Here is a 21,898-nt window from a genome sequence, read left to right on the forward strand (position 1 = left end):
AATGCTTTGTCTTAAAAGTTGACGCTCAGACCCGCCGTGTACGAGCGCGCTACAGGATAATTGGCCTGAGAAAAACCGTTGGTTAGTACGTTACCCGTCGAGGTGGCGTCGGGATTATAGCCCAGGAAGGAGGTGAGCGTAAACAGGTTGTTAGCCGATACGTACACGCGGGCACCCGACAGCTTCACCACCGACGCCCAGGTCCGGGGAAGATTATAGGCTACCTGAACGGTCCGCAGCCGCAGGTAATCGGCGTTCTTGAAGAAGATACTGGATGACCGGATTTGCCGACGCGCGCTGGAGAAGTTGCCGAGGTTAGGCTGCGCCAGGAACCCGTCCGGGTTGTTGACGGGGTGGTATCGGTTGTTAAAATAATACGTATTCGGTACGCCAAACCCTTCACCCGACTCTTCCTGCGAGGATAACTGCTGATCAAAGATTTTCCGCCCCTGGATGCCGACCAGCGAGAAGCTTAGCTCGACGTTTTTGTAAGCAACGTTGCTCGAGAAACCGTAGGTCAGTTTTGGATTGTAGGTACCGAAGGTTTTGCGGTCGTTCAGGTCGATGACGCCGTCGCCGTTCAGGTCCTCCACGATGTAATCGCCCAGCAGTGTACCGGTTAGGTGCGGTGTACTATTGAGCTGTTCCTGAGTCTTGTAGACGCCGATGATGTTGTAGCCGTACATCTGGGCAATGGGACCACCTACTCGCGTTAAAAACTGGCTGACCGAGCCAGCGATGATCTGACTCTGACCGGGTGCTAGTGCCAGTACTTTATTCTGGTTCGTGGCAATGTTCCCGCTGAAGCCCCACTTCACGGGACCAAGGTTGATGTTAGTACCCGATAGCTCCAGTTCAAGTCCACCGTTCTGAATTTTACCCACGTTTTGAATCGACGAACTGAAACCCGACTGTTCCGGCACGGGTACGTTCAGAAGCAGGTCTTTCGTCACTGAGTAATAGTAATCGGCCGACAGGGTGAATTTATTCCCCAGCCCCAGGTTCAGTCCTACGTTAGTGGCGGTTTTGGTTTCCCACGACAGGTTTGGGTTGGCCGTTGTCGTAGCCGCAAAGCCAGCTGCCAATGTATTGCCGTATACGTAATTATCGCTGTTCACGAGCGCCTTTGAGCTGTACGAACCAATCTGGTTGTTTCCCGACTGGCCCCAGCTACCGCGCAGTTTGGCGAAGGTGATCAGGCGGCTCTTCGGGAAAAACGCTTCGTTCGATACAATCCAGCCACCCGTCAGCGACGGAAAATTCCCCCATTTGCGATCGTTGCCGAAGCGCGACGATCCATCACGCCGGATCGTCGCTGAAAAAAGGTATTTGTTTTTGAAGGCGTACTGCGCCCGTGACAGATAGGAAATCTGGGTCCACGTGTACCGGTCGGCCGAAGCAACAAACGCACTGGCCCCAGCGATGTTCGTAATGTTATTATCGGCAATACTGGAGCCCGTTACGGACGAGCTGGCCCCGTTCTCCTGCTGATAGGTATAGCCCGCCAGCAGATCAATTTGGTGATCCGTAATTTGTCGGCTATACGTTATCGTGTTCTCCGTCAGGAAGTTACTGATAAAGTCCCGTGATTCCGTGGCAACTGCTGGCTTGGGAGCCGCCGTTCGGTAACCGCCTACGTCAGACGGATTGTAGAAATCGAAGAAGTTACTTCGTACGTCCCCACCCAGCAGCGTTTTGACCGTCAGTCCGTCGATGGGTTGGTAGCTCAGGTATGTATTGCCGAAGGTGCGGAAGAGATTACGCTGGTTTTTAATCTTGTACGCCAGCGCCACGGCGTTTTCGCCCAATGCTCCGTCTTCGGCCGTGTTGGCCTTAATCTGCGTACTGATGGCGTAACTTCCATCACTGTTATACGGGCTAAACATTGGATACATGATGTATCCGTTGGCAACGGGGTCATTGGACCAGTTGGCGTCGTTAGTAAAATAATTTTGCGTGTTGAACGACGGATTTACGCTAACGCCCATGCTGACCTTGTCCGACAGTCTGGAGTCAATCTTCACGGTACCGCTGTAGCGTTTCAGCCCGTTGTTGATCACGATCCCCTGCTGATTGAAAAAGTTGGCCGATACGTAATAATTCGTTTTAGCCGATCCTCCCGCAAAAGACAGGTTGTAGCTGCTGATGGACCCTTTACGAAAAATCTCATCCAGCCAGTTGGTATTGGCCAGGCCGGGCGTCGCCACGCCGGGCGTCACCACGCCGGGCTGGTTGTTGAGCCATGGATCTAGATAGTTTAGTCGGAGTTCGCGCAGACTGGCCCCCTTACTCAGGCGGGTAGCGCGGTCATCGGAGATACTACGTCCGGTTGGGTTTTTCGAGATATACCCCCAGTCGCGGGCTTCGGTGAAAAACTGGGCGGCCTGGTACGCATCCACGTATTTTACGTTGTCGGCCCGTTCCTGAAAACCCGTGTAGACGTCAACTGCTACACTCATTTTGTCTGCTTTCCCTTTCTTGGTCGTAATCAACACGACGCCATTGGCCGCCCGCGAGCCGTAGATAGCCGCCGACGAGGGATCTTTCAGAATGTCGATGGTTTCGATATCCTGCGGATTGATCGAGTTCAGCGACGATCCTTCAGACAACGGAAATCCATCCACCACAATCAGTGGATTACGCCCAGCGGTGAGCGTACCAATACCCCGGATAACAATTTGCGGATCGGAGCCGGGCTGCGCCGACGCGTCGTTGATCACCACGCCAGCGGCTTTGCCGGCCAGTTGTTGCGCGAAGCTGCTGCCGCTGTAGCGGGTTAACTCCTGCCCTTTTACCTGCGAAATTACGCCCGTTACTTTCGCTTTTGACTGCGCTCCGTAGCCAATCACCACGACGTCATTCAGTGTACGCTGTTCGGGTTTCATCCGGATCAGCAGGCTGTTGTTGTCGCCTGCGTTGATCAGGAAATTAGGCGTCATTTGTTTTTCGTAACCGATGTAGCTGGCGGTAACCGTGTAGCGGGTACCTGCTTTCAGGTTACTGAACGTGAACAATCCTTTGGCGTCGCTGGTGGTGCCCCGGTTGCCGCTCTGACCGGTCGTTGTCCCACTAGGTTCGTCGATGAGAATGGTGACCCCAACCAGCGGTTCACCGCGCTCGTCAAGTACGGTGCCACGCATCTGGGCAGTCGGTTGGGCCATTGCCTGTACCGCAAGCAGGAGAAAAAGCAGACAGCCCGCTAGTCGATTAAATACGGTAGGTTCTTGTTTCATTGGTTATTAGTTACAGAAGTTGGACAAATGCAGTCCCTATCACCCCGTTTTGGGGCGCTCAGGGTGGCCGCCGGAGCGACGTATCAGGAAAATAAATAGGTTGGTTTTACATGATCGAATTAGGGCAAGCGGCTTATGGTGACCCGACCCGCTTCCTGGACAAATGACAGATTGTTGGTCAGGCAAACGGCATTTAGAACCACCCGCAGCGAATCAGCCGCGGCAAATGATCCCGAAAACGACAGTCCCTGCACGTCTGCCGGGTTGAAGTCAATGGGTACGTTGTAGCGCTGGCTCACCCGGTTCAGTACGATTTCCAGTGGCTCTTTGGCGAAAGCCAGTCCCGACGGTGTTGAGCGAACTAGTGGTACCATAGGCTGGTTAGTCTTCGCTGCCGACGCAGAGACAGACTGGAAAGCTGTCACCGACAGTTGGGCCGACCGCGTGTCAACGCTCAACTCCTGACCGGGACGCAGATACGTATCAGTCATGGTTAATCCACTCGCTGGCGTGGCCCGCACCACGACCCGGCCTTCCAGCAGTTGTACGGACACGCGATGCTGATTTGTTACGTTCACTCGAAACTGCGTACCCAGGGCGGTTGTCGTAATACCTTCGGCCAGCACGGTAAACGGGTGTGCGGGATCTTTCGCGACGGCGTACAATACATCGCCACTCATGCTGATGTCGCGCGACGATTTACCGAACGGTTCGTAGTAACTGACCTGGCTGCCCGGTTGCAGAGTCAGGGTAGAGCCATCTGCCAGCGATAGTCGTTGAGGAGTTTTAGCATGGTTGGTGTGATGCGTCAGCTGCCAGCGTACCATCGGTTGTCGTTGCGCCAGTGTTGGGTTGTGTTCCACCGAACGGGTGTGCATCCATATGGCTAGCCCAGTCACGAACAGCAACATGGCTGCAGCCACCCACCGCCCCCATTGCCACCAGATGGCCAAACGAGGTTGTCTTTCGGACTCCCCTACGATCTGCCGGTGTATCCGCATCAGTACCCGCGCCGATTGCCCGTCCGTCAGTGGGCCGCTGGCCGGATTTTGCTGCTCGAACGCTCGACGCAGGCCCACCTGCCAATCGGCTTCGGGCGATTCAAGCGCGTCGGACAGCCGCTGTTTCTCGGCGTCGGTGGCGGTGCCATTCCAGAATTTATCGATTAGCTGTTGGGTAGTTTGCTCCATACTCACCCCTAAATACTCTACCCTCTGCGTTTAGGGGATGCCTTTTCGTATTATAGAATTGTTAACTGTGAGAGCGCTGGAGCAATAGGCCTTTATAAACGGACTTTTCTATTCGTTCAAAGGGTTTGGCCAGCCTGCTCCGTTGTTCGATTAACCCTAACCAGCCAGAAGAAACAGCCGGCTACCAGCAGCATAAGCAGACCAAAGGAATTACCGATCCGGGTGTATACCGTAGCCTGGTAAAACGTTGGCACGGTTCCTAATAAAGCGGTTTTCCTGCCGGTTGACGAATTTGATTCGGCCAGTACCCGACCGAAAGGATCACTAATGGTCAGGCGCCCCTGCCGGGCTGCCCGCACAACCGAGCAGCCGTTCTCGACGCCCCGAAAAATGGCCATCCGCGCGTGGAGCCAGTCGTCTATCACAAAGTCATTGGCCGGTACAAATAGAATGGCGGCCCGCTTAAGACCGTACGCCCGAATATGCTCAGGGAAATCAAGGTCTTTACAGGTAGCCACCCCAGCGGGTATCGTATCCAAGGGAAACAAGCCAATCTGATGGCCGGGTGTAAACTGGCGCTCGAAGCCACGAACCAAGTGATGTTTGGTATAATCGGTTCTTGTATTTCCGTTCGAATCAATTACAACAGCTGCGTTGCGCTTGGCCGATTGACTGTAATCCGCCAGACCGGCAATGAGTTGTATACCATTCTTCGTGGCTATGTGCTGCAGGGTAGTCATGACCAACAGCTTGTTTTCCGATGTAATCCGAAAGGCCGTTTCAGGAAGCAATATTACGTCGGCCCCGGCGTATGCCAGCTGTTTAATAGACCGCGCATACTCACGCAATACCGTGCGAATCTGCTGTTCGTTACGTTGCTGGGTGACGTAATGAACGGGCTCATCCAGCACAACCAGACCTGCCTTGATACGGCTTCCTGGTAATGGATTACCCAGTCGGTGATACCCGTAAAATACCGCCAATGCATAGAGCAAACCGGCAAAACCTACGGCCTGGGTCAGCCATTTTTTTCGCTGCTGATACACCAGCCAGCCGTATGCACAAAGTGCCGGAAATAAACTAACCAGAAACGTAATTCCCAGCGAGCCCGTAACCGAAGCCATCTGACTAATTGGTAACACATTAGCTTGGGTATAGGCCAGACTGGAAGCCGTTCCGTCGGGTGAACTAAGCTGTATAACAAACTCCAGTGCCGTCATCACCACCGGGTAGATAAAAGACTATAACCGGCCTGAAGCGTAACCATTTGCCGACCGGCGTAAACGGCGATACGAGCATACGCGTAAGCCAGTGCGGCCGTCAGTAAGACGACCAGCCAAAGGGGCATGACCGTGTACAAATAAGTAAACCAGCTTAGTCTACCCAGCAGACAAGCCACCAACGCCAGCCGGAAGCTGAGCCGCGTCGGGTGGTAAAACGAACTGACCAGTGTTGGAATCGGTGCCAACCAGACCAGATACCAGTACTCGCCGGATAAGCCGTTTCCCCAGTACCAGCAGGCCCCTGTCAGGATAATCGGTAAGGCGAAGTTTATCAATGAGGTTATGTTACGCTTACGCGCCAAATGAATGATCTGCATCAGTTGATTACTTCCTGGAAGACTTGGATGAATACGGAACAAGCGTTTTTAGATCGAGCTCCAAACAGCGCATGATCATTCCGACCTAATGGCCAGTGTAAACAGGAAGAATGACGCAAATAACCCACTCAACAGCGTGTCACCAGCATCGTTATTTATTTTTCTGCTCTGAATCAGCTCCCGGCGCTAGTCCAGGTAGAACAGCAACCCGACAACGAGGGTTAGTTGAGTCGGGCTGGTACGCGAGCGAATGTAGGTGCGAATGAAGCGGGTCGACTGCTTAAGGTAATCATTGACCGATGCGACTGAAATACCCGTCGATGCGGCCACTTCCTCGGCCGACTGGCCGTCGAAACGACACCGCCGAAATACGTCGCGCTTGCGGGCGGGCAGGTGTTCAACAGCCTCTTCGATCAGGGCCAGTTGAAGACCGTACAATTCTTCGTCAATGGGGTCCTCGACAGGCGACGCGTCGGGAAGATCAGCCTCCCATTGGACAACGGCGGCTTCACGCACTTTTTTCTTTAACACCGATAGCGCTTTATTGTGACTCACCACGAAGAGCCAGCCGCCCACAGATTTGCTGCTGTCAATTTTCTGGCGGTTTTCCCACAAACCGACAAATACTTCCTGAAGAATATCCTCTGCCGTTTCGGATTGCCGGATCAGTTTCAGGATGTTGGCATAAACGGGCTGTCGATAGCGATGGTACAGCGCATCGAATGCATCCAGCTGACCAACGGACAGCGCCTGGAGGAGTTCTGTTTCAGAGCGCTCTGCTTTCATTCGGTTATCGTCAGAAGCAGCCAACTACATTTTACCCTGAATCGAGCTGGCCACTCGGAATCATGGGTAAAACTACGCATAATCCCGGCCACGCTATTTTAAGAAATTATGAATTACGTTCATTGGCAATGCCTGGCGCACGGACGTTTAGACGTATCGGGAGTAATCATGTGGTACCTCATGATCAGTCCAAAAGGCCCTAAGACGAAGATTCCCCGGAATCGCCAACGGGTCATTGGGGATTCCGGGGACTATATACTCCTAAGTTACACAGACAAGCGATGCCTGGACAAGTACTCTAGAAGTTTGGCTTCAACAAGTATTTGCTGTAGAACTCATCAATCACCTGTACCGCTTCGACTGGCGTATCAACAACGCTTATCAGTTTCATGTCCTCCGGGTTAATGTTGTGTTCCTGTTCCAGCATCACAGTTGTTATCCAGTCGATCAGCCCCTGCCAGTACGAACGGCCAACCAGCACGATGGGGAAGCGGGCAATCTTACGCGTCTGAATCAGCGTGATGGCTTCAAACAGTTCGTCGAGCGTACCCATACCGCCGGGCATGACCACAAAGCCCTGCGCGTATTTCACGAACATTACTTTGCGCACGAAGAAGAAATCGAAATTGATGCTCTTGTCGGGGTCGATGTAGATGTTGCTATGCTGCTCGAAGGGAAGTTTTATGTTCAGACCAACGGATTTTCCACCCTGTTCGAAAGCCCCTTTGTTACCGGCTTCCATAATACCAGGGCCACCACCCGTGATAACCCCATATCCGTGGCGAACCAGCTTGGCGGCAATTTCTTCCGTCATTTTATAATACGGATTATCGGGTTGCGTCCGGGCCGATCCAAAGATGGACACGCAGGGGCCAATTTTGGCCAGTTTATCAAAGCCTTCCACGAACTCGGCCATCACCTTAAAAATGACCCACGAATCGGCAGTTTTAATTTCATTCCAGTTATGATCCTGAAACGCTTCCTTAATTCGTTGTTCGTCGGGAGTTAGTAACAGTTCATCTCGTTTGGGTAGGTCCTGAGCAATGCGCTCAGTGCTCTGCGTTTCAGAGCGTTGCAGGTTTTCTTTTGATGCTTCCATTGGGTACTAAAAAAGGCAGTGGGTGTAAAAAAGAACTCACTATCTGGTAGAAAAATATCCGCCCAATCGGCTTAGAAAAACCATATTGTCAGCCATGCAGACTAAGTTTTCTCCGGGGCGGATTAGAATAACGAATAAAGCACTAAAAACGTTTCTCCGTATTTATTCACGTGGCTAGTTGGTATCGTTTTCTGTTTTAGCGGCCATTCCCTATCCACCGATATTGCAAATTCGCCTGCTTTTCATCTACTTGTCTTCGCTTAACCGCTTTTGCTTTCTAAACCTTCTCCCATGCTTAAAATCAGCGCTGCCCTTTTGGTAACTGGACTGGTCTTTATTTTAACGCAGCCCCTCGTTGCTCAGCCTGCTACCAATAAACCCCGCACCATTGTCACCACCGACGGCGAGGTAGACGACGTCGATACGTTTGTTCGGCTGCTGCTGTACAGCAATGAGTTCAATCTGGTTGGTTTGGTGTACAGCAGTTCGCAGTGGCATTACAAGGGGGATGGCAAGGGCACCCGGTTTACATCCGAACTGGACAATACGGCGAAACGCTATGGGGAACGGACAGAACTACGCTGGCCGGGAACGACCTGGATGGAGAGTTATATCGACAAGTATGCCCAGGTGTACCCGAACCTGGTCAAACACGCTAAAGGTTATCCTACCCCCGACTACCTAAAAAGCCTGGTACGTGTCGGTAATATCGACTTTGAAGGGGCAATGGACAAAGACACGGAAGGATCTGATTTCATCAAGAAGATTCTGCTCGACAACGATCCCAGTCCCGTTTATCTCCAGATCTGGGGCGGCACCAACACCGTGGCACGGGCACTGAAGTCCATCGAAGATCAATACAAAAATTCGGCGGACTGGTCGAAAATTCAGCAACGGGTATTCGACAAAGCGATCATCTACGCCGTACTGGATCAGGACGCTACGTACCAGAAATACGTGGCACCGAACTGGCCCCGCATCAAAGTTCTGTACAACTCGGATCAGTTCTGGAGCTTTGCCTACCTCTGGCCTCGCGTTGTTCCCGCCGAGTTACAGACGTACCTGGACGGAAAATGGTTTGCCGAAAACATCCGCAACCACGGGCCACTACTGGATGCGTACTATCTCTGGGGGGATGGTAAGCAATTACCCGGCGATCCCGAACACACACACGGCGACATGGCCGAAGCCAAAAAGTACAACCGAAGCCAGTACGATTTCATTTCAGAGGGCGATTCCCCGGCGTTCTTCTACCTGATCGACGTCGGACTGCGTAGTAAAGAAGACGTGTCTTACGGCGGCTGGGGTGGCCGGATGGTGCAGTCGCCCGCCAATCCTTACCGCTGGGAAGACGGCAAGGACGTAACGGATTACGACCCTTATACGAAGAAGCAAGAAACGGCTTATCCACAGGTGCGCTGGATTCCGGCTATTCAGAACGATTTTGCCGCCCGCGCCGACTGGTGCATTAAGCCCTACAAAGCAGCCAATCACCCACCTGTCGCGACGCTAAACCACGCCCCTGACCTACGCGTGAAACCAGGACAAACCGTTACGCTCAGCGGCTCAGGCAAAGACCCCGACGGGAACGCCCTGACGTATCGCTGGTGGCAGTACGAAGAAGTGGACAGTTACAACGGGAAAATAGATCTGAAGAATCCCAACTCAGCCAAAACGTCGTTCGTCGTGCCCAACGACGCGAAGCCGGGCAACACCATTCATCTGATCCTGGACGTAACCGACAAAGGTACCCCTGCCCTGACCCGCTACCAGCGCGTGATTGCTACGGTTACGGAGTAGGCCGAACGCGTCCGCACGCGTCAACTTTGGTTGATGCTCCTGTCAGCGTAACGGCTAATTGTCAGCCATTACGGCAGACGAACGATTAATTCCGGCTCCAGCATCACGCACTGAAAATCCGTTGCGGGCTGTTCCGATTTTGATTCGACCAGGTTCAATAAAATTTCGACCGCTTTGCAACCGATCTGATACGGGTGTTGCTCTACGGACGCCAACGGTGAATGATCCATGTACGCGGTCAGCGGCAGGTTCGCGAAGCTCACAAAGGAGATAGTCTCGTTGATGCGAAGTCCTTTTTTGCGGCAAACCTGCATGGCGTCCAGGGCAACGTAATCGTTGAAGGCCAGCACCGCATCGGGTCGGTGGGCGGAGTCGATCAGCTGTGTCATTTTCCGAAACGTATCATCAGACGTCAGGTCTACCCGTTTGATAAGGGCATTCTCGACGGGCAACTTTTCTTCTACCAACGCCCGGATGTAGCCGCGATACCGGTCTTCGCTGGCCACCAGTGGATAAGGGCCGTTCAGCAGGGCAATGCGCCGAAATCCCTGACTGGCCAGCCATTTCGTGGCGTCATACGCGCCTTTCTCCATGTCGCACCCCACCTGATGCGTATTGATATTCGGCGGAATCCGGTCGAACAGCACAACGGGAACACCCCGGTCGATCAGCTGCTGAATGTGCCCAAATTGCTGCGATTCCTTCGCGACAGACAGCATAACGCCATCGACCTGATTTCGGCTTAGTATGGACAGAATCTGCCGTTCCCGCTCGTAGGAATCGTGCGATTGATAGAGCGCCACACTGTGGTGGTGACTGAAGGCCAATTCTTCCACGCCGTTTACCACTTCCGAAAAAAAGTTTTCCCGGATCTCAGGCAGTACCAGCGCAAAGGTCCCGGTTTTGCCACTGCGAAGATTTCGCGCCGTCTGGCTGGGTGTGTAATGCAGTTGTTCAGCCAGTTCCCGGACCGCGTCGCGCGTTTTCTGGCCAATCCTTGGATTGTCCTGCAACGCCCGGGAAACCGTGGACGGGGAGACCTTCAATTGTCGGGCAATTGCCTTTATGGTAATGGCTTCTTTCATCAGACTACGCGATCACTTCTACAAAATAACTAGCAGCATCCAAATGACAGATTTTTTTTTGGTTTTAGACAAACGATTGCGCACGGCTGAGCAAACGATTGCGCAGCACAAATGCGCCCTTTTCTTCCAGGCAGCTCCCCTACAGCTCTTTACTCTCGTGTCTATTCCGTCTAATTTTAGTAACATCTTTTTAGCTGAACTGACTCGAAGTCAACCTTTTCACGCTTAACTCATATCCTTATCTTATGGATCAGACCACGCGTCGCTCCTTTTTGAAAACTGCCGCTCTGGGCGGTGCTGCGGCTTCATTTATTCCCTCGTTTGCCACATCGACGATGGCCAATCTACGGCCACCGGCATTGGCCAAAGTCCGGCTGGGTTTCATTGGTGTTGGCTTACGGGGTCGTAGTCACCTGCGGCAGGCGCTCTACCGCAACGATGTCGAAGTCACCGCGCTGTGCGACATCTCTCCTGATTCCATCGCGCAGGCAAACGCCATGATCGAAAAAGCGGGACGAAAAGCGCCGACCGCTTATACCAAGGGGGATGAAGCCTTTCGGGACATGCTCAAACGCGACGACATCGACGGTGTAGTGATTGCAACGCCCTGGGAGTGGCACGTACCCATGGCCGTTGCCACGATGAAAGCGGGTAAATATGCCGGTATTGAGGTATCGGCAACGGTGACCCTAAAGGAATCCTGGGACCTAGTCGATACGTACGAGAAGACCAAATCGCACTGCATGATCCTGGAGAATGTCTGCTACCGGCGCGACGTGATGGCCATCCTGAACATGGTCCGGCAGGGAATGTTCGGCGAGATGACCTACGCCCACTGCGGCTACGAACACGACCTGCGGAACGTCAAGTTCAACGACGGCAAAGGCCACGGCGTCGGGGCCGAATTTGGTAAAGGTGCCTTCTCGGAAGCCAGCTGGCGCACCCAGCACTCCGTCGACCGCAACGGCGACCTCTACCCTACCCACGGCCTGGGACCAGTAGCCCACTGGCTCAATATCAATCGGGGCAATCAGTTCGTGCGGCTGACGAGCATGGCCACCAAAAGTCGGGGCCTGCACAAATACGTTGTCGACAAAGGTGGCCCCAATCATCCTAACGCCAAGGTCAATTTCAAACTTGGTGATGTGGTGACGACGATGGTCGAATGCGCCAACGGGGAAAACATCGTTATCATCCACGACACGAACTCGCCCCGCCCCTACTCGCTGGGCTTCCGGGCACAGGGCACGCAGGGCATCTGGATGGACGACAACGACATGATCTACCTGGAAGACGCCAATGGCAAGCCCCTCAGCCCCAAGGCGCACACCTGGGAGCCTTTTGCTCCTTATCAGGACAAGTATGATCACCCGCTCTGGAAGGAACACGCGCAGACGGCTCAAAATGCGGGTCACGGCGGCATCGACTTTTTCGTGTTGCGCGCTTTCATCGAGTCAATAAAAAACCAGGTTGCTCCCCCCATGGACGTGTATGATGCCGCGGCCTGGAGCGCCATTAGTCCGCTCTCGGAAGAAAGTATCGCCAAGGGTAGCAAAGCCATCGATATCCCGGATTTCACCCGGGGCAAGTGGAAGACAAATCGGCCCATTTTCGGGCTGAATGAAGTCTATTAATTCCGGATTATGGCGATAGTGAATGTCCTGGTCTGCTAGTAGCTGGCAGACCAGGAACGCTATCGTTATGCCCTTTACCTGACCAGTACGGTGCTTACCACTACACTTCATCAACCTACAAATACTTGATTACTAACAACATCTACGTACCTAAACTCTACTAACCGACCAATACTATGCCGCACGTACCTCTACCAGTAAAAGTCCTGAACTGCCAGTTGCCCGGCTGGCTGATAGGCGTCTGTCTACTTTTTCTGCATCTATCCGTTCATGCCCAGTCATCGGCAACAATCAGCGGTATCGTTACGGATGCGGAGAACGGGCAGGGATTACCCGGCGTTAACGTCGTCGTTAAGGGCCAGACGCGCGGCACAACTACGGATGGTGCGGGTCGATACCAGCTTTCTGGGGCTGATGCTAGCGCGGTGCTCGTCTTCAGTTCGGTGGGTTATCTCACGCAGGAATTTACGGTCGGGACCAAAACAGCCATTGACGTAAAGCTTTCCAACGACAGCAAGAGCCTGAACGAGGTGGTCGTACTCGGGTACACCAGTACGACGCAGAAAAACCTAACGGGATCGGCGCAGGCCGTCTCCGCCAAAGAACTCAAGGACGTAACGGCCAACAACGTCGGGCAATTGTTGCAGGGAAAAGCGGCCGGTGTCTTTATCGGAAATAGCTCGGGGGACCCGCGTACTCCGCCCAAAGTGCTGATCCGGGGCGTCGGTACGCTAACGGCCAGTTCGGACCCGCTTTACGTCGTGGATGGCGTGATCGGTGGCATTCCCAACCCCAGCGATATCGAATCGATCACCGTACTGAAAGATGCTTCCGCCACCGCCCTGTACGGGGCCCGAGCCTCGAACGGGGTGATCGTAGTCACGACGAAACGCGGGGCGTCGGGCAAAACGCAGCTAACAGCCCGATTTAATAAAGGCATGGGCTACCTGAGTCTGGGCAATTTCCGGCTGCTCAACGGTCAGGAACTTTACAATCTGCAAAAAGGTGTGTTCCAGCGCGACCGGCCAACGGGGATCCTCAACGATTACCTGCCAACGCCCGAAGCAAACGCCAATACCAACTGGTTCGATCAGGCATTCCGGCCCGCCACTAATACGCTGGCCGAACTGAGTGCCGCCGGCGGCAGCGACAAGAGTCGGTTTTATTTAAGCGGCAACTACTATCAGGAAGAAGGTATTTTAAAAGGAACGGGTTTAAACCGGTTCGGGCTGCGGCTCAATTTCAGTCACAACCTGAGCGATAAATTTCGGGTTAGCCTCAACAGTGCCGGTACCTACACCCGTGGGTACGACAACAGCAACGGGGCGCTGTACGGAGCCTATACGTATCTCCCTTACGACGATCCGTACTACAACGGCGTTCCCTACAACCCGGTTACGGGCGCCAAACGGTGGTATGGTCGCGACAACGCCAATTTTATCTACAACCAGCAGTTCAACACGTTTTCCGAAAATACGCTGGCGGGCGACGTGCTGCTGAAAGCCGAATACGATCTGCTGCCCTGGCTCTCTTTCTCAACCACTAACCGGGCGCAAACGTCGATCTACGGCAGCGAAAGTAACCAGGATGCGCGCGGGAATGCCGCGGCCGACGTGCTGGGTCGACTCAACAAATACGCCAGCCGGAACTACACCCTGCTGACGTCGAACCTGTTCAAGTTCCGGCGCAGCTTCGGCAACGGCCATAGCCTCGACGGGCTGGCCGGTTACGAATACCAGACGTACTACTTCGAATCGCTGGGCGCCACCGGCAAAGGCATTTTCTCCGGTCTGAACATTCTGGATGCGACATCCCAACCAGAAAGTATCACGGGCACCAAAACCGACAACGCGTTTCAGTCGGTTCTGTTCCAGGCCAATTACGGCTATAAAGAGAAGTACCTGGTCACGACTTCCTTCCGACGCGACGGCTCATCCAAATTCGGCCGGGACCGAAAATACGGAAATTTTTATGCCGTGGGGCTGACCTGGATTGCCTCGAATGAAGCCTTTCTGAGCAACAACGCGACGTTAAACAACCTGAAATTCCGGCTTAGCTACGGCACCACCGGCAACGCCGACGGCATCAACGATTACGCAGCTCAGGGGCTATATAATCTGACGGGGCAGTACGCCGGCATACCCTCGGCGTATCCGACTCGCATCGAAAACCCCAACCTGTCGTGGGAAGTCTCCAACAACGCCAACATCGGCGTGGATGCAACACTGTGGAATCGCCTGAATATCTCCGTCGATGCGTACAACCGCCTGACCAACAACCTGCTGTTCAATCGACCGTTGCAGGGAACCAGCGGGTACGCGTTCATTACCGAAAACATCGGGGCGGTTCGCAATCAGGGACTTGAAATCGTGCTGGGAGCCGACATTCTGCAACAATCTGCGTTCCGGTGGCGGGCCGAACTCAATGCCGGGCTGAACCGCAACAAGGTAACGTCCCTCTACGGCGACCGTACGTTCGTGGCGAACGGGATGCGGCCGTTTGCGTTGGATATGCCCCTAAATAGCTGGTACATGCGCCGGTGGGCCGGTGTCGACCCCGCCAACGGCGATCCGCTCTGGCAGCGTGTCAACACCGATGGCACGACCACGACGACCAACAATTACAACGAAGCCACCCTGCAATTTATCGGCACGAACGCCAATCCGAAACTCTTTGGTGGCATCCGGCAGGTGCTGAGCTGGAAAGGGTTTGAGCTGAACGGTTTCTTTACGTATGCGGCTGGTCTGACGATCTACAACGGCGACCGGAACCTGTTCGACAATGATGGTGCTTACGACCGTTACAACCTGCTGGCACTGCAACCCGGCTGGAACCGCTGGGAAAAAGCGGGCGACCAGGCCACACACCCGAAATACGTCATCGGGGGTAACAAAAACGCCCAGCGTCCGTCATCACGCTTCCTCGAAAGCGGCAATTACCTGCGTTTGCGGAACGTTACGCTGAGCTACGACCTCCCTAAAGCGCTGGTTAGTCGGGCCAAGCTCGGCAGCGTCCGGGTAACGGCCTCGGGCGATAACCTGTTCACCATCACGAAATTTTCGGGCATCGATCCCGACGTAACGGAGACCGGCGAAGTCGGCACGAAGTATCCGTTCAGCAAAAAGTTTGTGTTAGGCGTCCAACTCAGTTTCTAAACAGCACCATCCATGACCAATCCATTTATCCGTATCTCCCTACTGGGGCTGGTTCTGCTGACGTCAGCCTGTAGCATCGACAAGAGTCCGTACAATGGTCTGCCTGACGGCGCCATCCTGCAAAACGCGCAGGGGCTGCGGGCGGCAACCGACGGTAACTATACCTTCATCAAAGACTCTGACTACACCCGGAATCTGTTTATCATGAACGAGTTTCCGGGCGATAACATCACGCTGAGCGGTACGACAACCGATCCCCTGTTTTTGACGTATACGTACCGCCATACGTCCGACCAGGGTAACGCCCTGCAGATTTACCGAAAGGGCTATCAGGCGATTATTGGTTGCAACAAGGTCATCGAAGCTATTCAGGAGGGTACCTCCAAAGAGCTGGATCAGCTCCTGGGCGAAAACCTGTTTCTGCGGGCAATGGTCCATTTTGATCTGGTCCGGCTTTTCGGACGACCCTATACCCAAAGCCCCGAAACAAACCTGGGCGTTATTATCAAGACCGATACGAAGGCCGACGACAACGCCAGCCGGGCGACGGTGAAAGACGTGTACGCCTTTGTGCTGAGTGATTTACAGCGAGCGGCCAAACTGATCACCACGGTCAAGACCAGCAGCTACGCCAGCCCGGCCGCGGCCAACGCACTACTGTCGCGGGTGTACCTGTACATGAACGACAACGCTAACGCGATCAAATACGCCGATTTAGTAATTGCCGACGGTCGGTTCACCCTGGCCACGCCGACGCAGGTTCCCGATTTTTACGCGCAGGAAAATGAACAGAACCGGGAAGTGATTTACGCCATCAAACACACCCTGAAAGATGACCGCACCTGGAACTCGATCGGGTCGATGTATTACACTTCGCCGGGCGGCATCGGCTGGGGCGAGGTGTACGCTTCGCAGGAATACCAGGATCTGGTGAATAAGTACCCAGCCGACAAACGCCGATCATTTCTGGTCAAAAAGTTGACGTCGGCGGGGGCCCAGGAAAAACGGAATGGTATCGACAAGGTGTACATCACCAAATTCTCCAATCAGGGCGGCTTACCCACACTGAGTTCACCCATCGTGCTGCGGCTGTCGGAGATGTACCTGAACCGGGCCGAAGCGTACGCCCGAACCGGCGAACCGGCAAAAGCGATTGCCGACGTAAACCTGATCCGGCAGCGCGCCGGCCTGACCGGCACCGAACTTTACACCGCTACCGACCTGAAAGGGTTACCTTCTGCGCTGGACGTCGTGTTGCAGGAACGGCGACTCGAACTAGCTTTTGAGGGACACCGCGCGTATGATCTGTTCCGCAATAACCGGAGTCTGGTCCGCAACTATCCAGGTTTCCATAACACGACCAACGGCCAGCAGACGGTTCCTCCCGACGATAAGCAGGTAGTGAATCTAATTCCGGAGTCGGAAATCGTGCTAAACAAAAACCTGAAGCAGAATCCGTTATAACTACCCTGATCTGTTGCTGATATGATTCGATTGACTGGGCTTTACGTCCTTGCTCTGCTCTTACTTACCTACTGCTCAACGGTGTTTCCCCTTGACACCGTTGACAGCCACTTGCCAAACGTGGTACGGGTGCCGGTTGGCGGCAACAGCTGGCTGTCCCCGTCATCGAGCGGTTCCGCAAAGCTCGGAGCCAACGGGTTGACGAACTGGACCGAAACTGCGACTAAGGTAACGGCCTATGTCCGCTTCGATAAAGCGGGACAACTTACGGTGTCGGTTAGGCTGAACGTGCCCGAGGGTAACAGCCGCATCCGGGTTACGTTATTAGGAAAATCGCAGGACGTTGATGTACAGGGAGCCGCATCAAGGGACTATACCTGCGGGCAATGGACAATTCCGAAAGCCGGGTATGTTCCTATAACGCTGGAAGGCGTACGCAAAACGGGAGCTGTCTTTGCCGACGTCACCGACTTCGGTATCAGTGGCGACGCAGTTGATGAACGGACGGCCTTTGTGCGGAACAACGAGGACAATTTTTTCTACTGGGGTCGGCGAGGACCGTCGGTACATTTGCGTTACGCCATTCCGGAAAGCGTTGACCCCGAGTGGTTTTACAACGAAATTACGGTACCCGCCAGCAACGACGTAGTGGGGTCTTACTATATGGCCAACGGTTTTGGCGAAGGGTATTTCGGGATGCAGGTCAACTCCCCCACCGAACGGCGGGTACTGTTTTCCGTCTGGAGCCCATTTCACACCGATGATCCCAGCCAGATTCCCGACAACCAAAAGATTCGGCTCGACCGGAAAGGACCAGCGGTCGTCACGAATGATTTTGGTAACGAAGGGTCCGGCGGCCAGAGCTTTTTGCGTTACAACTGGCAGGCTGGTCAGACGTACCAGTTTCTGTTGCGAGGAGTTCCCATTGGTGACGGTTACTCGCAGTATACGGCTTATTTTAAACCCGCCAACGAACCAAACTGGCAGTTGATCGCCAGCTTTAAGCGGCCCCAGACCACGACCTACCTAAAATCGCTTTATTCGTTTCTGGAAAACTTCTCCCCCGAAACAGGCAACATCCAGCGCGAAGCTGCCTTTGGCAACCAGTGGATTCGAACAAAGACCGGCCAGTGGCGGGAGATTACAACGGCTCAGTTTACGGGCGACAATACGGCCCGAAAGGCCTACCGCATGGATTACGCCGGTGGGCTCAGCGGCCAGCAGTTTTTCCTGCGCAACTGCGGTTTTTTTGCTACGTACACACCGCTCAAAACTGATTACAAACGTCCTGCACATCAACAGCCCCCGGTCATTGACATTACCGCTTTACCCTAAACCTAGTATGACGACCCAAGCCATTCGCGTTTCAACCCCCGGCCGTATCTGCCTGTTCGGCGAACATCAGGATTATTTAGGACTACCCGTCATTGCGGCAGCCATTTCTTGCCGGGTTCAGCTAACCGTCGAATCGACCGACCAGCCATTTGTTCACCTGCATCTACCTGACATTGGCGATCAGGAGCGATTTAGCCTAGCGGAGGCCCCTTTGGCGTACCAGCACGGTCGTGATTATTTCCGGAGTGCCGTTAACGTGCTGCGGAGAAATGGCTTTCAGTTTAGCTCGGGGATTCAGGGTGAAGTAAGGGGTAGCATTCCGATTAACGCAGGGGCATCCAGTTCATCGGCTCTCCTGATCGGCTGGCTCAACGTACTAACCCAGTTGGCTGACAATCCCCGGACGTTGTCCGCGCTCGAACTGGCCGAACTAGCGTACGCGGCCGAAGTGCTGGAGTTTGGCGAACCCGGTGGGATGATGGACCATTACTCAACGGCCGTTGGGGGCGTCATTTATCTGGAATCACAACCCGCTATCCGGCTGGAAACGTATCAGCCCGCGCTCGGTACCTTTGTGTTGGGCAACTCTCAGGAGCCAAAGGATACAGTCGGTATACTTGGTCGGGTGAAACACGGCATGCTGCGGATTACCGACAAGCTACGTCAACTGGACCCCACCTTCTCGTTGCAAACGACCTCGCCGGAAACCCTGTTCGCCTACCGACGCTGGTTGGTTAATGATGACTATCTTCTTCTAGAGGGAACACTGGCGAATCGCGATATTTTACGCGAAGCCCTGACACTTTTTCAGGAAGCCGGTTCAATCGACAAACCCTTGAACAGCATTCGCTTAGGCCAACTTCTGACCGCGCACCACACCAACCTGCGCGACAAGCAACGTATTTCAACGCCCAAAATTGATCGGATGCTTGATGCGGCCCTGGCAGCTGGCGCGTTGGGTGGTAAAATCAACGGTTCGGGCGGGGGTGGCTGCATGTTTGTCTACGCGCCGACGCATACCGAGGCCATCGCGGAAGCCATTGAACGCGAAGGCGGTAAGGCTTACATCGTTTCGGTCGATGTGGGCACAACGTCAAAATGGCTTCCTGCCTTGTCAACCGAATCAGTCTCCTGAATTAGCCTTGTCAACTAAAACGTAATCGGGTGCATGGTTTGGCGATTGCGGACTTATCACTTCCGGCGACTTTCCAGAAACGCTTCGATCCGGTCGAGCGCGATGGTTAACTCATCGACCGTTGGCAGGCAAACGATCCGGAAATGGTCATTATGAATATAGTTGAATCCCGTTCCGGCCACAACCAGTACCTTCTGCTCCACCAGCAGATTATACACGAAGTCGTGGTCGTCAACGAGTCGAAACTGACTCAGATCTATTTTAGGAAAGATGTATAACGCCCCTTTCGGTTTGACGCACGTAATACCCGGAATGGCCCGCATCCGGTCGTAAGCCAGCATCATCTGCCGATGTAGCCGCCCCGTGGGTAATACCAGATCGTTGATACTCTGGTACCCTCCCAGTGCGGTCTGGATCGCGTACTGCGTGGGCACGTTGGCGCATAGGCGCATGCTGGCCAGCAGGGTCAATCCTTCGATGTATGACTTAGCCCGTTGCCGCGCCCCGCTCATGATAAGCCAACCGCCCCGAAAACCGGCCGCCCGGTAGTTCTTCGACAAACCGCCCATCGTGATACAGAGCGTTTCGTTGACCAGCTTGGACATGGGGTAATGTACCGCTGCATCGTAGAGAATCCGGTCGTAAATCTCGTCGGAGAAAATAATTAGCTTGTGCCGCTCGGCGATGCGGGCAATGCCTTCCAGCACCGATTTGTCGTACACCGCCCCCGTTGGGTTATTGGGGTTGATCACGACAATCGCGCGTGTACGAGCCGTGATTTTACTTTCCAGATCGGCCAGATCGGGATTCCAGTCGGCCGCTTCGTCGCAGATGTAGTGAACAGGCTTACCACCGCAGAACGCTACTGACGCCGTCCAGAGCGGATAATCCGGCGTAGGAACCAGCACCTCGTCACCCTCGTTCAGCAGCGCCTGCATCGACAGCATGATCAGCTCACTAACGCCGTTGCCGATGTAAATATCATTGATCGTAATGCCGGGGATACCAAGATTCTGCGTGTAGTGCATCACCGCTTTCCGGGCCGCAAACAGCCCCCGCGAATCAGCATACCCCTGCGCGTTACGAATGTTCAGGATAATGTCGTGGACAATTTCGTCGGGCGCGTCGAAACCAAACGTGGCGGGGTTGCCGATGTTCAGACTGATTATTTTGTAGCCCTGACTCTCCAGTTCAAGGGCTTTTTCGTAGATCGGCCCCCGAATATCGTATTTGAGATGCTCAAGCCGATCGCTTTTCCTGATTTCTATGCCGGACGGTTCCATGGCGCAAAAGTACGGAATCGCCCGGCACTACGTAACAGGAACAAGAACTTTGGTGTCTTCAGTTAAAGACCATTGCTTTACCTTCGGCAGGAACAATAAACAGCCGTTCCTCGATTTTTTTCGCCTGCAGTGCTTTTTTCAGGTCAGTCGCGGGTTCAAACAGCCCATCGTCGCCCTGTTGAAACGTACCAAAGTGAATCCCAATGGCCTGTTTGGCGTTCAGGTCCAGCAGCGTCTGCACCGCGCCCGCAGGTGACATGTGCACCGGTGCCATGAACCACTCCGGGCGGTAAGAGCCGATGGGCAGCAGTGCCAGCTTAATGGGCTTGCCGTTCGTTTGCTGGGCAATTTTCTTATAATGGGCACCGTATCCGCTGTCACCGCAGAAAAACGTCAGCCCATAGGACGTGTCGAGCATGTAGCCTGCCCACAGCGTTCTCTCCCGGTCACCGAGTCCCCGGTTACTGAAATGCTGCGCCTGGGTGCAGGTCAAGGCCAGTTTGTCGTTTACCCGCAGCGTATCGCCCCAGTCCAGTTCCTTTGCCGTACGACCACCAACTGATTTTGGCAGGTACGATACGCCCAGGGGCGTCACAAACAGTGGGTTGTGGGCTTTCACCAGCTTTTTGAGCGTGGGCAAATCCAGGTGATCATAGTGGTTATGGCTCAGCAAGACGACGTCAATGGGCGGTAGTTCCTCGAACTTTAGCCCCGGTGGACGGTGCCGTTTTACGCCCAGCCACGACGTAGGCCCAACGCGCTTGGACCAGACCGGATCAGTCAGGATATTGAGCCCGTTGGTTTGCAGTAGAAACGTGGAGTGGTTGACGAACGTAACGACCATACTGTCCCCCTCTATTCGAGTAGTGGGTCTGGGGCCAACGTAAGCGTCGGGCTGATCGGGCCAGGGGCCTTTATCCCGGTTGAATAACCATTTCAGCAGACCGCCCGATGCTCGCTCCGGCATGCCGGGGTTGAAGAATTTCTTGCCGTCGAAGTGATCCGTTACGGGGCCCTTGTACCGGGGGGCGCAGCTCAGAACGGCACCCAGCAAACCCAGGCAGGCGGCAAATTGAAAAGCGATTGTCATGACGTTGAG

15 protein-coding genes are annotated in these 21,898 nt (G+C 54.2%); 6 read left to right on the forward strand and 9 right to left on the reverse strand.

Annotation, left to right across the window (positions count from 1 at the left end; all coding sequences use genetic code 11):
* Window positions 1-11 precede the first annotated feature (11 nt).
* The 6 genes from ACYVAD_RS12165 to ACYVAD_RS12190 all read right to left on the reverse strand — a co-directional run bounded on the left by ACYVAD_RS12165 (window position 12) and on the right by ACYVAD_RS12190 (window position 7,908).
* The gene (locus ACYVAD_RS12165; protein ID WP_461139766.1) at window positions 12-3,233 is read right to left on the reverse strand and encodes a SusC/RagA family TonB-linked outer membrane protein; all 3,222 of its coding nucleotides are present in this window, start codon (window positions 3,231-3,233) and stop codon (window positions 12-14) included.
* A gap of 119 nt (window positions 3,234-3,352) precedes the next feature.
* Complete coding sequence (locus ACYVAD_RS12170) at window positions 3,353-4,423, reverse strand: FecR family protein (protein WP_461139767.1); 1,071 nt, start codon at window positions 4,421-4,423, stop codon at window positions 3,353-3,355.
* Window positions 4,424-4,539: 116 nt separating this feature from the next.
* Window positions 4,540-5,643 carry a nitrilase-related carbon-nitrogen hydrolase gene (locus ACYVAD_RS12175; protein ID WP_461139768.1) on the reverse strand — a complete coding sequence of 368 codons (1,104 nt, stop codon included), beginning with the start codon at window positions 5,641-5,643 and terminating at the stop codon, window positions 4,540-4,542.
* Window positions 5,643-6,023 (reverse strand): hypothetical protein, encoded by a 381-nt coding sequence (locus tag ACYVAD_RS12180; protein WP_461139769.1) that lies wholly within the window; start codon window positions 6,021-6,023, stop codon window positions 5,643-5,645. Before ACYVAD_RS12180 ends, ACYVAD_RS12175 begins: the two co-directional genes overlap by 1 nt.
* Window positions 6,024-6,209: 186 nt before the next feature.
* Window positions 6,210-6,809, reverse strand: a complete 600-nt coding sequence (locus ACYVAD_RS12185; protein WP_461139770.1) for a sigma-70 family RNA polymerase sigma factor — start codon at window positions 6,807-6,809, stop codon at window positions 6,210-6,212.
* 298 nt (window positions 6,810-7,107) lie between these two features.
* On the reverse strand, window positions 7,108-7,908 hold the full coding sequence (locus ACYVAD_RS12190; RefSeq protein ID WP_461139771.1) for an LOG family protein: 801 nt from the start codon (window positions 7,906-7,908) through the stop codon (window positions 7,108-7,110).
* Between the two features lie 291 nt (window positions 7,909-8,199).
* Between ACYVAD_RS12190 and ACYVAD_RS12195 the strand changes: the two genes are divergently transcribed.
* The gene (locus ACYVAD_RS12195) at window positions 8,200-9,708 is read left to right on the forward strand and encodes a DUF1593 domain-containing protein (protein ID WP_461139772.1); all 1,509 of its coding nucleotides are present in this window, start codon (window positions 8,200-8,202) and stop codon (window positions 9,706-9,708) included.
* A 68-nt stretch (window positions 9,709-9,776) separates the two neighbouring features.
* On the opposite strand, the gene ACYVAD_RS12200 is transcribed toward ACYVAD_RS12195, so the two are convergent.
* Entirely contained in the window at window positions 9,777-10,793 is a 1,017-nt protein-coding gene (locus tag ACYVAD_RS12200; protein WP_461139773.1) for a LacI family DNA-binding transcriptional regulator, read from the reverse strand.
* A gap of 245 nt (window positions 10,794-11,038) precedes the next feature.
* Here ACYVAD_RS12200 and ACYVAD_RS12205 point away from each other — a divergent pair, with 245 nt between their 5' ends.
* The 5 genes from ACYVAD_RS12205 to ACYVAD_RS12225 all read left to right on the forward strand — a co-directional run bounded on the left by ACYVAD_RS12205 (window position 11,039) and on the right by ACYVAD_RS12225 (window position 19,516).
* Complete coding sequence (locus ACYVAD_RS12205; RefSeq protein WP_461139774.1) at window positions 11,039-12,427, forward strand: Gfo/Idh/MocA family protein; 1,389 nt, start codon at window positions 11,039-11,041, stop codon at window positions 12,425-12,427.
* A 176-nt stretch (window positions 12,428-12,603) separates the two neighbouring features.
* Window positions 12,604-15,582 carry a SusC/RagA family TonB-linked outer membrane protein gene (locus ACYVAD_RS12210; RefSeq protein ID WP_461139775.1) on the forward strand — a complete coding sequence of 993 codons (2,979 nt, stop codon included), beginning with the start codon at window positions 12,604-12,606 and terminating at the stop codon, window positions 15,580-15,582.
* Between the two features lie 12 nt (window positions 15,583-15,594).
* Window positions 15,595-17,046 carry a RagB/SusD family nutrient uptake outer membrane protein gene (locus ACYVAD_RS12215; protein WP_461139776.1) on the forward strand — a complete coding sequence of 484 codons (1,452 nt, stop codon included), beginning with the start codon at window positions 15,595-15,597 and terminating at the stop codon, window positions 17,044-17,046.
* Between the two features lie 21 nt (window positions 17,047-17,067).
* On the forward strand, window positions 17,068-18,381 hold the full coding sequence (locus ACYVAD_RS12220) for a DUF3472 domain-containing protein (RefSeq protein ID WP_461139777.1): 1,314 nt from the start codon (window positions 17,068-17,070) through the stop codon (window positions 18,379-18,381).
* A gap of 7 nt (window positions 18,382-18,388) precedes the next feature.
* Window positions 18,389-19,516 (forward strand): mevalonate kinase family protein, encoded by a 1,128-nt coding sequence (locus tag ACYVAD_RS12225; protein WP_461139778.1) that lies wholly within the window; start codon window positions 18,389-18,391, stop codon window positions 19,514-19,516.
* Between the two features lie 56 nt (window positions 19,517-19,572).
* On the opposite strand, the gene ACYVAD_RS12230 is transcribed toward ACYVAD_RS12225, so the two are convergent.
* Both ACYVAD_RS12230 and ACYVAD_RS12235 read right to left on the reverse strand, forming a co-directional pair.
* Window positions 19,573-20,799, reverse strand: coding sequence for a pyridoxal phosphate-dependent aminotransferase (locus ACYVAD_RS12230; protein ID WP_461139779.1), 1,227 nt, complete (start codon window positions 20,797-20,799; stop codon window positions 19,573-19,575).
* Between the two features lie 58 nt (window positions 20,800-20,857).
* Window positions 20,858-21,889 carry an MBL fold metallo-hydrolase gene (locus tag ACYVAD_RS12235; RefSeq protein ID WP_461139780.1) on the reverse strand — a complete coding sequence of 344 codons (1,032 nt, stop codon included), beginning with the start codon at window positions 21,887-21,889 and terminating at the stop codon, window positions 20,858-20,860.
* Between the last annotated feature and the right edge of the window lie 9 nt (window positions 21,890-21,898).

Source organism: Spirosoma pomorum (genome assembly GCF_054776615.1).